The sequence below is a fragment of the Agromyces excoecariae genome (assembly GCF_051715505.1).
In the GTDB taxonomy this organism is placed as follows: Bacteria; Actinomycetota; Actinomycetes; order Actinomycetales; family Microbacteriaceae; genus Agromyces.
On sequence record NZ_JBPSLA010000001.1, the window covers coordinates 133,297 to 146,869 of the forward strand.

General features: G+C 70.8%; 11 protein-coding genes. 5 read left to right on the forward strand and 6 right to left on the reverse strand.

Going from position 1 to position 13,573, the window contains the following annotated elements; all coding sequences use genetic code 11:
• Positions 1–1,308: 1,308 nt before the first annotated feature.
• Together ACSJD1_RS00615 and ACSJD1_RS00620 are read left to right on the forward strand one after the other, a co-directional pair.
• On the forward strand, positions 1,309–2,190 hold the full coding sequence (locus ACSJD1_RS00615; RefSeq protein ID WP_438854097.1) for a ParA family protein: 882 nt from the start codon (positions 1,309–1,311) through the stop codon (positions 2,188–2,190).
• Positions 2,190–3,167, forward strand: a complete 978-nt coding sequence (locus ACSJD1_RS00620; RefSeq protein WP_438853385.1) for a ParB/RepB/Spo0J family partition protein — start codon at positions 2,190–2,192, stop codon at positions 3,165–3,167. The genes ACSJD1_RS00615 and ACSJD1_RS00620 overlap by 1 nt, the downstream gene beginning before the upstream one ends.
• Positions 3,168–3,223: 56 nt before the next feature.
• On the opposite strand, the gene ACSJD1_RS00625 is transcribed toward ACSJD1_RS00620, so the two are convergent.
• From ACSJD1_RS00625 to ACSJD1_RS00650, 6 genes are all read right to left on the reverse strand, one after another.
• Positions 3,224–4,183, reverse strand: a complete 960-nt coding sequence (locus ACSJD1_RS00625) for a D-alanine--D-alanine ligase family protein (protein WP_438853386.1) — start codon at positions 4,181–4,183, stop codon at positions 3,224–3,226.
• 16 nt (positions 4,184–4,199) lie between these two features.
• Entirely contained in the window at positions 4,200–5,522 is a 1,323-nt protein-coding gene (locus tag ACSJD1_RS00630; protein ID WP_438853387.1) for an aminotransferase-like domain-containing protein, read from the reverse strand.
• Between the two features lie 157 nt (positions 5,523–5,679).
• Positions 5,680–6,003 carry a thioredoxin gene (gene trxA / locus ACSJD1_RS00635; RefSeq protein ID WP_401000532.1) on the reverse strand — a complete coding sequence of 108 codons (324 nt, stop codon included), beginning with the start codon at positions 6,001–6,003 and terminating at the stop codon, positions 5,680–5,682.
• An 82-nt stretch (positions 6,004–6,085) separates the two neighbouring features.
• Positions 6,086–7,096 (reverse strand): thioredoxin-disulfide reductase, encoded by a 1,011-nt coding sequence (gene trxB / locus ACSJD1_RS00640; protein WP_438853388.1) that lies wholly within the window; start codon positions 7,094–7,096, stop codon positions 6,086–6,088.
• A gap of 173 nt (positions 7,097–7,269) precedes the next feature.
• Positions 7,270–8,892, reverse strand: coding sequence for a murein biosynthesis integral membrane protein MurJ (gene murJ / locus ACSJD1_RS00645; RefSeq protein ID WP_438853389.1), 1,623 nt, complete (start codon positions 8,890–8,892; stop codon positions 7,270–7,272).
• Positions 8,885–11,089: a DUF6049 family protein gene (locus ACSJD1_RS00650; protein WP_438853390.1), complete on the reverse strand. Its 2,205-nt coding sequence runs from the start codon at positions 11,087–11,089 to the stop codon at positions 8,885–8,887. The genes murJ and ACSJD1_RS00650 overlap by 8 nt, the downstream gene beginning before the upstream one ends.
• A 127-nt stretch (positions 11,090–11,216) precedes the next feature.
• Between ACSJD1_RS00650 and ACSJD1_RS00655 the strand changes: the two genes are divergently transcribed.
• The 3 genes from ACSJD1_RS00655 (at position 11,217) to rpsF (ending at position 13,571) form a co-directional block, all read left to right on the forward strand.
• A complete protein-coding gene (locus tag ACSJD1_RS00655) occupies positions 11,217–12,650 on the forward strand; it encodes a CCA tRNA nucleotidyltransferase (RefSeq protein WP_438853391.1) in 1,434 nt (477 codons plus the stop codon).
• 118 nt (positions 12,651–12,768) lie between these two features.
• Entirely contained in the window at positions 12,769–13,035 is a 267-nt protein-coding gene (locus ACSJD1_RS00660; protein ID WP_438853392.1) for a hypothetical protein, read from the forward strand.
• 152 nt (positions 13,036–13,187) lie between these two features.
• Complete coding sequence (gene rpsF / locus ACSJD1_RS00665; RefSeq protein ID WP_438853393.1) at positions 13,188–13,571, forward strand: 30S ribosomal protein S6; 384 nt, start codon at positions 13,188–13,190, stop codon at positions 13,569–13,571.
• The last annotated feature ends 2 nt before the right edge of the window (positions 13,572–13,573 follow it).

Genomic DNA, 13,573 nt, shown 5'->3' on the forward strand with positions numbered 1-13,573 from the left:
GCGACGCCCGTGGACACGATCACTCGATCGATCAGAAGCTCGTGCAGGTCACCCGACCGATAGAGGTGTTTCACGTGAAACGGGGCATCTTCCTGAATGCCTGACTCGGTACCGTCGAGTTCGTCGATCCTCGGCGGGACGCTGCTTCGGCGTCGGTCCCGACGATTAGGCTGGGGGTTCGAAGCGATCGCAGGACGATGCACAGAAGGCGATCTCGCGACTGGTCAGGAGTGGGGCATGGCGAACGGTGGCCGGGGCTGGTTTCAGCGGAGGAAGCCGCAGTCCGACCCGATGCAGCCAACGCCCGAGAAGCGGGTGACCGAACCCACTCGTATCGAAGCCCATGAGGCACAGCGCCGTGCCGAGGCAGCGCGGAACCAGACGTCGCTGGATGGACAACCCGACTTCGATTCGCTCCTGCGACCGACCGCGCCGACCGCGCCGACTCCCCCGAACAACGCGGCACCCGCGAACCGAGCGCCATCACCGCCGGCTCAGGGAGATCCGAGGCGAGCATCTCGCGAAGCATCCGTTGCCGAGTCCGACCAGCGCTGGGCCCCGCCGGCATCGGCGCCGCAGGCCGCCGACGATTCCGGGCCGACGTCGACGGTCGACGCTTCGACGACCGGGCAGGAGTCGTCTCGCCCGGACCCCGCCCCGCAAGTCGCGGAGATCGCACCGGATCCGGGCGGGCAATCCTCGGGCCGGAGCGCGGCAGGGGGCGAACCGAGCGGGCGACCCGCGACCGCACGATACGACTGGGATGCGGCGACCGCCGCCGCACTGTCCGACGAGTCGGCACCACAGGCCAGCCCATCGAGCCATCCGCTCCCCCACAGCGACCCGGACAAGCTGCTCGAGGACATCATCCGCGAGATCGTGGGCGACGCGACCGCGGAGACGGTCTCGAGCCTGCATCAGCCGCGAACCGCGACCGAGAGCGAAGCCAGGACATCCGTCGTGGATGCGAACGGATCCGAACCTCGCTCGGCACCGGAAGCCGAGCGATCACCGGCTCCGGACGCTGCAGAGGCGATCGCGGAATCCGTCGAGAACTCCGGGAACGTCAGGGTGGGTGATGACCTCGCCGAGCCCGCTTCAGATGGGGGTCTCGAATGGGGATCAGCGCGTGCGGAGACGTATGCTGTCGGGGCGGGTGATGAGCAGCCTGACGAGTTCCGTGCGGTCGGCGCCGGACGAGCCGAGTCGGCCTTCCATCCGTACGCTGCTGCGACGAGTCACGCCGTCGCCGCCGGTCCGCAAGGGTCGGTTTCACGTGAAACATCAGAATCACACGGAGGAACTCCACTGGCCGATCAGCTTGCCGACGAGACCCGGCGCCGTCTCGCTCTCGACCAGGCCGTGCTCCCGCTCCCAGACAGCACGCGCGTCTTCACGATCTCCAACCAGAAGGGCGGAGTCGGCAAGACGACCTCGGCCGTCAACCTTGCGGCGGCGCTCGCCCGGGGTGGAGCGCACGTGCTGGTCATCGACCTCGACCCGCAGGGCAACGCATCGACGGCCCTCGGCGTCGACCACCGGTCGGATCTCCAGAGCGTGTACGAGGTGCTCGTCTCCGACCTCCCGATCGCCGAGGTCGTGCAGCCGTCAACGGAACACGAGAACCTCGACTGCGTGCCGGCGACCATCCACCTCGCGGGTGCCGAGATCGAGCTGGTCTCCCTCGTGGCCCGCGAGCAGCGCCTGCGCCGCGCGCTCGACGTACACCTGGCCGCGATGGAGCATCCCTACGACTACGTCTTCATCGACTGCCCGCCGTCGCTCGGCCTCCTCACCATCAACGCGTTCGTCGCCGCGCGTGAGGTCCTGATCCCGATCCAATGCGAGTACTACGCACTCGAGGGCTTGTCGCAGCTGCTGAGCAACATCGAGCTCATCGAACGTCACCTGAATCCCGAGCTGCGCCTCACCACCATCCTGCTCACGATGTACGACTCGCGGACGAACCTCGCCCAGCAGGTGGCCCAGGAGGTGCGCGACCACTTCCCCGCTCAGACCCTCGACACGATCATCCCTCGCTCGGTCCGCGTCTCGGAGGCACCGAGCTACGGGCAGAGCGTGATCAGCTACGATTTCGCGTCCACCGGCTCGCTCTCCTACCGCGAGGCCGCGGCGGAGATCGCATGGCGCGGGACGCGGGACGCGTCCGAACAGAAGGAGTCCGACTGATGGCGACGAAGCGCACTGGACTCGGCCGAGGAATCGGCGCCCTGATCCCGACGACGGAGGATGCGGCGCCGAGGGCGACGCGACCCGTCGACGTGTTCTTCGCGGACAGCGAGGCGCCGAAGACCGCGGTCGCCGCCGTCGAGAACGCCGTCGAAGCGAACCTCGTGACGGTCCCGGGTGCCCATCTCGCTCGGCTGAACCCCGACGACATCGTCCCGAACGCGCAGCAGCCGCGGTCGGTGTTCGACCCGGAGGACCTCGAGGAACTCGTCCACTCGGTCCGCGAGTTCGGCGTCCTCCAGCCGATCGTCGTCCGCCCGCATCCCGACGAGCCCGGCAAGTACGAGCTCGTCATGGGCGAGCGCCGCCTTCGGGCGACGAAGGCCGCCGGCCTGGACACCATCCCCGCCGTCGTCAAGGACACGGCGAACGAGGCGATGCTCCGAGACGCGCTCCTCGAGAACCTCCACCGCTCGCAGCTGAACCCGCTCGAGGAGGCATCCGCCTACCAGCAGCTGCTCGCCGACTTCGGAATCACCCAGGAGGAACTCGCGTCGCGGATCGGGCGGTCGCGGCCCCAGATCTCGAACACGCTGAGACTCCTGAAGCTCCCCGAGCCGGTCCAGGTGCGGGTGGCTGCCGGGGTGCTGAGCGCAGGGCACGCCCGCGCGATCCTCGCAGCGGGCGACCCGGCGGCGATGCAACGGCTCGCGGACAAGATCGTGAACGAGGACCTCTCGGTGCGCGCTGCAGAGGCGATCGTCTCCGCAGCGCCGAAGGCCGCACGAGTGAAGCCGGCCGCAGGCAAGCGCCAGGAATTCCTCGACGACCTGTCGACACGACTGGGCGACCGGCTCGACACCCGCGTGAAGATCTCGCTCGGTGCTCGGAAAGGCCAGATCAACATCGATTTCGCAACGGTTCAGGACCTGCGCAGGATCTTGTCGGAGCTCGGCGAGAACCTCGAAGGGCTCTGAACGTCCGAGTCGACCGGGCCGATCCGCCCGGTAGCGGGTGTCGCCGCGTCGGGAACTCAGGCGCCGCGGCGCACCGCCGTGCGCACCAGCCCGTCGTAGACCGACGCCGCATCGGTGTCAGAGGCCTCGATCGCGAGGGGGACGAGCGAGGTCTCGGTGAGTCCGGGGAGCACGTTCGCCTCGAGGAACCACGGGGTCCCCTCGTCGTCCACGATGAGGTCGACGCGCGAGATGTCGCGGAGTCCGAGCGTGCGGTGCGCCGCGAGCGCCGCGGCCGTCGCACGCTCGACGGCTTCCTGGGGCAGCCGGCACGGCGAGAAGAACGTGGTTTCCCCCGCGTTGTACCTCGCCTGGAACGAGTACACGCCGGCGGACGGCACGATCTCGACCGCCGTGAGCGCGCGCGGCGCGCCATCCGTCTCGACGACCCCGATCGCCAACTCGGTGCCGACCACGCGCCGTTCCACGACGGCGGTGTCGGCGTAGGTGAAGGCGTCGACCATCGCGCGCGGGAGGTCGGCCGGCGCTTCGACGATGGTCACGCCCTGGGCCGAACCGCCCGAGCCGGGCTTGACGACGAGGTCGCCGGGCAGCGCGTCGCGGACGACGCGGAGCACGCTTGCTGCGCCGAGTTCCCGGAACGCCTCGTGCGAGAGCACGATGGAGTCGGGGACGGCACCGCCGGCAGAGGCCACGAGGGAACTCGCCACCGGCTTCGACCACGCCCGTCGCGCCGCCGCGCCGGTTGAGCCGACGGTCGGGATCCCGAGCGCGGCGAGCAGTTCGAGCAGCGTCCCGTCCTCGCCGCTCGAGCCGTGCAGTGCGGGGAACACGACGTCGGGACGGTGCTCGGCGAGGTACGGCAGGAGGGCGGCGTCGGGATCGCGCAGTTCGACGCGATGACCGGCTTCGGTCAGGGCGTCGGCGACGCGTCGGCCGGAACGCAGCGAGACATCGCGCTCGTGGGAGATGCCCCCGGCGAGCACGACGACGGAGAGGCCGGTGGAATCGCTCATGATCAGGGGTTCTCCACTACTTGAGGTCGGTGGGCGGGGCGAGCTCGATGCCGGGGCGATCGGGGAGTTGGAGGGTTCCGGTGCCGGCGAACGTGTCGAGGAGGTCGAGTTCGCCGTTGACGACCGTCGCGAGGCGACGGATGCCGAGACGGATGGCCTCGGGCGTCGGATAGCAGAAGGAGAGCCGCATCGCGTGCCGGCCGCGGCCGTCGGCGAAGAAGGCCGTGCCGGGCGTGTAGGCGACGAGCTCGCGGACGGCGCGTGGAAGCATCTGCTTCGAGTCGAGCATGTCGGGCAGCGTCACCCAGACGTAGAACCCGCCGTTGGGGTTGGTCCACGAGAGCTGTGGCAGGTACTCCCCCAGTGCCTCGATCATCGCGTCCTTGCGTTCGCGGTAGACGCCGCGGAATGCGTCGATCTGCCCGCGCCAGTCGGCTTGGGACAGGTACTCCGACACGACGAGCTGGCTGAACGACGACGGGGAGAGGATGGCCGACTCGGCCGCCAGGATCAGCTTCTCGCGGATCGCGTGCGGTGCGAGCGCCCAGCCGACCCGGAAGCCGGGAGCGAGCGTCTTCGAGAACGAGCCGAGGTAGACGACACCCTCGGGATCCATCGATCGGAGCGCATCGGGCGCCGGCTCGTCGAAGTGCAGGAGGCCGTACGGGTTGTCCTCGAGCACCAGGATCTCATTGGCCCGGCAGATCTCGAGGATCTCGGGTCGTCGCGCCGCGGACAGCGTGACGCCGGCGGGGTTGTGGAAGTTGGGGATCGTGTAGAGGAACTTGATGCGTCGACCCTGGCCCCGCAGATGCGCGATGGTCTCGCGCAGCGCCTCGGGGATGAGGCCCTCGTCGTCCATCGCGACGTGCACGACGGACGCCTGGTACGAGCGGAAGACACCCAACGCACCGACGTATGACGGCGCTTCGGCGAGCACCACGTCGCCGGGGTCGAGGAAGAGCTTGGCGACGAAGTCGAGGGCCTGCTGCGATCCGGTCGAGGTGACCACGTTGTCGACCGAGGCGCGGATGCCCTCGAGCGACATGACCTCGAGGATGTGCTCGCGGAGCGAGGGGACGCCCTGCCCGGAGCCGTACTGCAGGGCGACCGGCCCCTGCTCGCGCATCGTCCGCTCGAACGCCGAAGTGATGAGCTCCTGCGGCAGCGCCGAGACGAACGGCATGCCGCCCGCGAGCGACACGACCTCGGGCCGGGATGCGACGGCGAACAGGGCGCGCACCTCGGAGGCGGCGAAGCCGGCGGCTCGTTCGGCGTAGTTCGCGTACCACGGATCGAGGTTGTTGCCGGCCCGCTCGGGCGCTCCGTCAGAGGTCACTGCTGGATTCCGTTCTGCTCAGGCTCTCCATGCTAGCCAGCCGCGTCGGGGCGCCCGAACCGGATGCCGCACCGTGACGACCCGCGGAAGCGGGACGACGACGAAGGCCCGTAACCGTTAGATACAGTTACGGGCCCTCGGGTCGATCGGGTGGCGCTCAGCCGATGAACTCCGCCAGGTCCTGCTCGAGGATCGGCTTCGGCTTCGCACCGATGACGGTGCGGACGACCTCGCCGCCCTTGAAGACCTTCATCGCCGGAATGGCGGTGATCTGGTACTTCATCGCGAGGCCCGGGTTCTCGTCGACGTTCAGCTTGACGATGTCGAGCTTGTCGGAGTGCTCGGTCGCGATCTGGTCGAGGATCGGGCTCACCGCGCGACACGGGCCGCACCACTCGGCCCAGAAGTCGACGAGGACGGCCTTGTCGTTCTGCAGCACCTCCTGCTCGAAGGTGGCCTCGGACACTGCACGTGCAGTCATGGATATCTCCTTTGGTGGAAGCGATGGGTCGGAGCGGCCGCCGTCATATGTCGATGCCGGCATCCGATCCGGAAAGCGCGGGTCAGCGGGCGGCGTCGGCGAGGTCGACGGCGACGAAATCGTCCACCTCGGCGGCCTCCTCCGCCGCCGCGGCGGGCTCGCCGTGGGTGTCCTCGAGCGCCGCGAGGTAGTGCTCGGCGTCGAGTGCGGCGACCGTGCCGGAACCGGCGGCGGTCACGGCCTGGCGGTAGGTCGGGTCGATGACGTCGCCCGCGGCGAACACGCCGGGCACCGACGTGCGCGATGAGCGTCCGTCGACGGCGATGGTGCCCTCGGAGGTCAGGTCGAGCTTGCCGTGCACCAGGTGGGTGCGGGGGTCGTTGCCGATCGCGACGAACAGGCCGTCGAGGTCGAGGGCGCTGACCTCGCCCGAGACGGTGTCGCGCAGCGTGACACCGGTCACGGCGGTGTCGCCGTGGATGGCGTCGACCGCGGCGTTCCAGACGAACTCGATCTTCGGGTTGTCGAAGGCGCGCTGCTGCATGATCTTCGACGCCTTGAGCTGGTCGCGCCGGTGGATCACGTAGACCTTCTCGGCGAAGCGGGTGAGGAACGTCGCCTCCTCCATCGCCGAGTCGCCGCCGCCGACGACCGCGATGGTCTTCTCGCGGAAGAAGAAGCCGTCGCAGGTCGCGCACCACGAGAGTCCGTGGCCCGAGAGGCGCTCCTCCTCGGGCAGGCCGAGCTTGCGGTAGGCCGAGCCCGTCGCGAAGATGATCGACTTCGCCTCGTGCTCCCCGCCGTTGCCGAGCTTGACGCGCTTGACCGGGCCGTCGACATCGAGTTCCACGACGTCGTCGTAGACGACCTCGGTACCGAAGCGCTCGGCCTGGGCCTGCAACTTGCCCATGAGGTCGGGACCCATGATCCCCTCGGGGAAGCCCGGGAAGTTCTCGACCTCGGTCGTGTTCATGAGCTCGCCGCCGATCTCGACGGAGCTGGCGATGAGCAGCGGCTTCAACTCGGCGCGGGCCGCATAGATTGCGGCGGTGAATCCCGCCGGACCTGACCCGATGATGATGATGTCGCGCAAACCCGCTCCTGTCGTTCCGTGCGATGCCGCGGCACCCTACTCACGGGATGCCACGACATGGTGAACACAGTCTAAGCGGCGCCTATTCCGGCCCCGACGGCGCTCACGGGCGGGTCACAGGCTGGACAGCGACCGGGCGGATGCCGCAGGCGCGAGCCCCGCGTCATCCGCCGTCATCGGCGCCGGAGACGGGCGAGCACGGGCCCGGCGAATCCGCGCAGCTCGGGCGAGCGGAGCAGCCACAGGATGCCGCCGTACAGCAGGGCCATCACGGTGGCCGCGAGGGCCATGACGAGGATCGCCCCCCAGCGGTCGGCGATCGCGAAGCCGCCCTCGGCGAAGGCGCCGAACGCCCAGACGATCGCGAAGCCGGCGACGACGGGCACGATGACCGCGGCGATGTCGCGCGCGAGGCTCGCGAGCACTCGCGTGGCGTCGAGTCGTCCGAGCTTCGGCCGCAGCAGCAGCAGGGCGAGGCCGAGCTGGACCGTGCTGGAGATCGTGGTCGCCAGTGCGACGCCGACGGCGGTCCACTCCACCGGGAGCAGGAGGGCGGTCAGCGCGAGGGCCGTGAACACGACCACCTGGACGAGCGTGAACACGAAGGGCGTGCGCGTGTCGCCGAGGGCGTAGAAGGTCCGTTGCACCACGAAGAGGATGCTGAAGCCGACCAAGCCGATCGCGAACGCGACGATGACGTTGCCGAGCGCCGCCGCGTTGGCGAGGTTGCCGGGCTGGAAGACGGCCGCGAACGGATACGCGACGACGACCAGCACGGCCGACGCGAGCACCAGGATCAGCGCGACGGCCCGGACCGCACCCGAGAGGTCGTCGCGCACGCGGTCGAGGAATCCGTCGCGTGCGTGCTCGCTCATCCGGGTGAAGTAAGCGGTCGCGATCGAGACCGTGATCACCGAGTGCGGGAGCATGAAGATGAGCCAGGCGTTCTCGATGGCGGCGACCGACGCCCCCTGCTCGGAGGCGGTCGCGGCGACCCGGGTCTGCACGATCCCGGCGAAGGTCGTGAGCAGCAGCATCCCGAACGTCCACGCCGCCATGCGGCCCGCCGAGCCCAGCCCGACACCCCGCCAGCGGAAGTCGGGGCGGTACCGCAGGCCGATCCGGCGCCAGAACCAGAAGAGCACGACGGCCTGCGCGGCGATGCCGAGCGTCGCCGAACCGGCGAGCAGGGCGATCATTCCGGGCGTCCAGTCGGAGGCCGCGCGCGTGCCGTCGGGGTCGAAGCCGAACAGCAGGCCGAAGGCGACGAGGCCAGCGAGGGCGACCACGTTGTTGAGGACCGGTACCCAGGTGAAGGGTCCGAAGCTGCGGCGCGCGTTCAGGACCTCGCCGAGCAGCGTGTACAGGCCGTAGAAGAAGATCTGCGGGAGGCACCAGAACGCGAACGCCGTCGCGAGCGCGAGCGTGTCGGGCGGGAAGCTCCCGCCGTAGATCCACGCGAGCACCGGCGCGAGCGCCGTCGCGACGATCGTCGCCGCCCCGATCACGACCAGCGCGAGCGTGACGAGCTTGTTGATGTACGCGCTGCCGCCGTCGACGTGGGCGCTCGCGCGCACGATCTGCGGGACCAGCACCGCCGAGAGGACTCCACCGGCGACGATCACGTACACCGTGTTCGGGAGGCCGTTGGCGACGGCGAAGGCGTCGGCGCTCGCCGAGCCCACGACGCCGATGGTCGCGGCGAGGACGATCGCCTTCAGGAACCCGAGGATGCGCGAGACGATCGTGCCCGACGCGAGGAACAGGCTCGCGCGGGCGATGCGGTCGTCAGCCATTCGGGGGATCCTCCGGTCGGGATGGGGTGTCGGACTCACGGTCGCTCGCGTCGGCGGGCGCCGCGTCGGGGTGCGGCGCGTCGTGCGGCGCCGCGACGCCGGACCCGGCCACCGGGGCGGCATCCGTCGTCGCATCGGCCTCGGCCCGCTGGCGGCGACGGCGGAGGATGGTGCGCAGGATGCCCGCGCCGAAGACGCCCACCGCGAGCACCGCGAGGATCGTGGCCCCCACGCCCTCCCAGTCGGCGTGCACGTTCGCCGGGATCCGGACGACCGAGCCGAGCGGGGTGCCGCCCGGCGATGCGAGCGAGACCTCGAGGGTGACCTCGCCGCTGCCGACGCCGGCCGCGACGGGCACCTGCACCGTGCGGCGGCTCACGCCCTCGACGGTCGCCTCGACGGTGTCCTCGACGAGCAGTCGTCCGTTGGACGGGTCGACCGTGAGGACGACGTTGACGGCGTACGGCAGATCGTTCTCGATCGTGATCGGGATGCCGGTCTCGCTCGCGACCACCAGCACGCTGCTCGTGGGGACGACCGAGACGGACCCGGTGATCGCGCGCTGGTCGATGAGCCAGCGACCGACCGCCTCGCTCCACTCCGTGGGAAGGTCCAGCCACCCGACGGCGAGCAGCCCGAGCAGGTCGCGCCGAGTCGGCGCGGTGAGCACGAGCGGGTCGTCGAGCACGTCGGAGAACTCGCCCACGGCCGACTCGGCGCTCAGCAGGCGGTCGACGTTGTCGAGGCGCTGGGCGTCTTCGGGGAGCGAGACGAGGGTCCGCGACACCGGCGGCGCACCCACGGCCTCGGTGAGCGTCGCGGTGCGCGACCACTGCGAGCCGTCGAGCGCGGCGAGCGTCTCGCCGATGCGCTCGGCGTCCGCGCCGGCCGAGCGCGCGAACGAGCCGAGGAACGTCGTGGAGCCCTCGCCCGGGCCGACCGCCAGTTCGGCGAGCAGGCGGGAGGCGGCGCTGCGCCACTCGGCGTCCGTCTGGGCGGCGGCCGCGAGGCGCAGCGGGACCTGGAGTCGGGCGTCGGCCACGACGGCCCCGCGCCCGTCGACCGTGGCCGCCGCGTTCGACGCGCCACCCGCCCCCTCGACGTTGCCGGGAGCGAGGATCGCCGTGGTGAGTCCGCCCGCCGCGAAGCGGTCGAGGTCGCCGGACGCCACGGTGTCGTCGGCCGGCCATGCGAGGTCGGTCCGCGTGAAGTCCCAGTCGGCCAAGTCGGCATCGGTCGGCGCCTCGCCCGGGGTGTTCGTCGCTCCGGCGGGGTTCTGGCCGTCGGCGAAGTCGGCGTCGTCGACGACGTCGCCGAACCCGAGCGGCTCGAGGGGCGCGTCGAGTCCGGCCTGCGCCTGGACGGCGAGGTCGGCGTCCGCATAGGCCAGGGGGAACACCTCGTTCGGCATCTTGGCGAGGGCCTCGAGCCACGCCACCGCGGACTCGGGCGCCGATGAACCGAGGGCGCGGATCGAGACGGGGATCCGCGGATCGATGCCGATGGCGACGCCGGCGCCCGAGACCGCATCGAGCTGGCGGGTGAGCAGGCCCGTCGGCCCGGTCCAGGACGCCAGTCGCTCGGCGGGCAGCACGCCGCCCTCGTTCACCGGGACCGTGAGCGGGTACACCAGCGCGAGGCCCGGACCGTCGCCGTCGGTGACGAGCGCGTTCGCGACGGCGGTGGTTCCCCACGCGACATCCGCCCCGCCCGATTCGAGTGACGCGGCGAGGCCGACCGCCGGATCGGCCGCGTCGGTCGCGCCGGCCGGCAGCGTGAACTCGAGCGTCGCGACCGCGCCGATGGGGAGCGCGGCGGTCGCGCGCTCGAACACGGTGCGTGCCGATGCCGGCAGGCCGCTGTCGCTCGTCCACGAGTCGAGGTCGTCGACGTCGTCGAGCCCCGACGCGGCCACCCCGAGCGAGAGCGTGCCCGCCTCGATCGCGGCGTCGCTGCCGTTGACGATCTCGACGACCACGCCGATGGGCGCACCGGCCGTCACCGAGGTGCCGTCGGCCGGGGCGACGCTCACGCTGACTCCGGCCACGGGCTCGGCCGCGCGGGCGGCCGGGGCGCCTGTCGGACCGTCGAACGGCGCGACCGCGCCCGCGACCCCGAGGGCCACGGACGCGGCCCCTGCGGACAGGAAGGCGAGGAGTCGGCGCAGGCGTCGAGGAGTGGTCGACTCGGCCGGCATGGAGGCGATTCTACGGGGACCGACCCGGGAGGTCGCGGGGCGTCGCCGGGGTGCCGACGGGAGGTCGCCGGGCCGCCGGCGCCGTCGCGGGCGGCGCCGCTCGCGGTGGCCTGCCTAACATGGAGCAATGCAGAGTGTCGCGGAGGCCCTCGACCGGCTCGCGGGTCTGGCGGCCTCGCCGACGGTCGCCACGCTCGCCGACGCCTTCGAGGCGGCCGGCTTCGAGCTCGCCCTCGTCGGCGGTCCGGTCCGCGACGCGTTCCTCGGCCGGTCGACCAACGACCTGGACTTCACCACCGACGCCACGCCCGACGAGATCCTCGCCGTCGTGAAGCCCGTCGCCGAGGCGCACTGGGACATCGGGCGCGCCTTCGGAACGATCGGCGCGATCGTCCAGGGGCACACCGTCGAGATCACCACCTACCGCGCCGACGCCTACGACGGCACGTCGCGCAAGCCCGAGGTGGTCTTCGGCACGTCGCTCGAGGACGACCTCGTGCGCCGCGACTTCACCGTGAACGCGCTCGCGCTCCGCCTGCCCCAACGAACGCTCCTCGACCCCTCGGGCGGCGTCGAGGACCTCATCGCGAAGGTGCTGCGCACGCCCGCGGCGCCCGAGGTCTCGTTCGGCGACGACCCGTTGCGGATGATGCGCGCCGCGCGCTTCTCGGCGCAGCTCGGGTTCGAGGTCGAGCCGGGCACCCTCGCGGCGATGTCCGCGCTGGCGCCCGAGATCGACCGGATCTCGGCCGAGCGCGTGCGCGACGAGCTGTCGAAGCTCCTGTGCACGGAGGCGGCGAGCCGCGGCATCCGCCTGCTCGTCGACAGCGGGATCGCCGCGCGGGTGCTTCCCGAGATCCCGGCGCTGCGCCTCGAGATCGACGAGCACCACCATCACAAGGACGTCTACGAGCACAGCCTGACCGTGCTCGACCAGGCGATCGACTACGAGGTGTCGCGCGGGGTACTCGACTCCCCCGACCTCGTCGTGCGCCTCGCGGCGCTGCTGCACGACATCGGCAAGCCCGCGACCCGGCGGCTCGAATCGGGCGGTGCGGTCTCGTTCCACCACCACGACATGGTCGGCGCGAAGCTCGCGCGCAAGCGACTTCGGGCGCTTCGCTTCGACAACGACACCATCAAGGCCGTGTCGCGGCTCATCGAGCTGCACCTGCGCTTCTTCGGGTACACGGACGGCGCGTGGTCCGACTCGGCGGTGCGCCGCTACGTGCGCGACGCCGGCGACCAGCTTGAACGCCTGCACATCCTGACCCGGGCGGATGTCACGACCCGCAACCGGCGCAAGGCCGACCGCCTCGGCTTCGCGTACGACGACCTCGAGGAGCGCGTCGCGCGCCTCGCCGAGGAGGAGGAGCTCGCGGCGGTGCGCCCCGAGCTCGACGGGCAGGAGATCATGGCGGCCCTCGGCATCCGCCCCGGGCCCGTGGTGGGAGAGGCGTACAAGTACCTGCTCGACGTGCGGCTCGACGAGGGCCCGATCGGGCCGGATGCCGCGCGCGAGCGCCTGCTCGCCTGGTGGGCCGCCCGCGGCGAGGCCTGACTCCCGCAACCCCCGCCGCGCCGTATCGCGCCCGACCGCGGCCGGCACCGTTCCGATCAACTGGTCGGGCGGCGGCGGCGGCGGTGCCACGGAGCGGTTCATCGTCACCCTCGGACCGGTGATGTCGAACACCGAGTTCGTCCGGGGGATCGCGTCCGCGTGGATCACCGCGTTCTCGTTCGTGTCGGGCGACCCGACGATGGCCGGCGCGAACGTCGGGCTCTCGGGGGTCGAGTCCTCGTGGCGCATCACGGACGTGGATGCCAGCCACGACGACGACACCGGCCGCGTCCGGCTCGCATTCGAGCTCTGGGCGATGGCCTCATTCGGGAACGCCCAGGTCTCGGCCGTCTCGTTCGAGGTCACGATCCTCGCCGCGATCTGACACCGCGCCGCCGATGTGCGCTGCCGCGAGGCATCCGTTACACTTGGCAGGTTGTCTGCGTGCCCGATTCCGGGCCTCCGCAGTACGACGCATGAACACCCTCCTGTCACAGACCGTCTGTGACCGCCGAGTCCGAAGGAGGTGGGTCTGTCATGCACCAGTACGAGCTGATGGTCATCCTCGATCCGTCGATCGACGAGCGCACCGTTGCTCCGAGCCTCGACAAGTTCCTCAACGTCATCCGCAACGATGGCGGCACCGTCGACAACGTCGACATCTGGGGCAAGCGTCGCCTGGCGTACGAGATCGACAAGAAGTCCGAGGGCATCTACGCCGTCGTCGACTTCACCGCCGAGTCCGCGACCACCAACGAGCTCGACCGCCAGCTGAACCTCAGCGAGGCCGTCATGCGCACCAAGGTGCTCCGTGCCGAGGAGGCGATCGCCCAGGTCGCCGCCCACAAGAAGGCCGAGGAGGCGAAGGCCGCGAAGAAGGCCGCCGCCGCCGCGAAGGCCCCCGCCAAGAAGGACGCCTAGTC

Excerpts from the sequence above, each read along its gene's own strand:
- ACSJD1_RS00620 (WP_438853385.1), top strand. The coding sequence starts at position 2,190 with ATGGCGACGAAGCGCACTGGACTCGGCCGAGGAATCGGCGCCCTGATC.
- ACSJD1_RS00625 (WP_438853386.1), bottom strand. The coding sequence starts at position 4,183 with ATGAGCGATTCCACCGGCCTCTCCGTCGTCGTGCTCGCCGGGGGCATC.
- trxA (WP_401000532.1), bottom strand. The coding sequence starts at position 6,003 with ATGACTGCACGTGCAGTGTCCGAGGCCACCTTCGAGCAGGAGGTGCTG.
- murJ (WP_438853389.1), bottom strand. The coding sequence starts at position 8,892 with ATGGCTGACGACCGCATCGCCCGCGCGAGCCTGTTCCTCGCGTCGGGC.
- ACSJD1_RS00650 (WP_438853390.1), bottom strand. The coding sequence starts at position 11,089 with ATGCCGGCCGAGTCGACCACTCCTCGACGCCTGCGCCGACTCCTCGCC.
- ACSJD1_RS00655 (WP_438853391.1), top strand. The coding sequence starts at position 11,217 with ATGCAGAGTGTCGCGGAGGCCCTCGACCGGCTCGCGGGTCTGGCGGCC.
- rpsF (WP_438853393.1), top strand. The coding sequence starts at position 13,188 with ATGCACCAGTACGAGCTGATGGTCATCCTCGATCCGTCGATCGACGAG.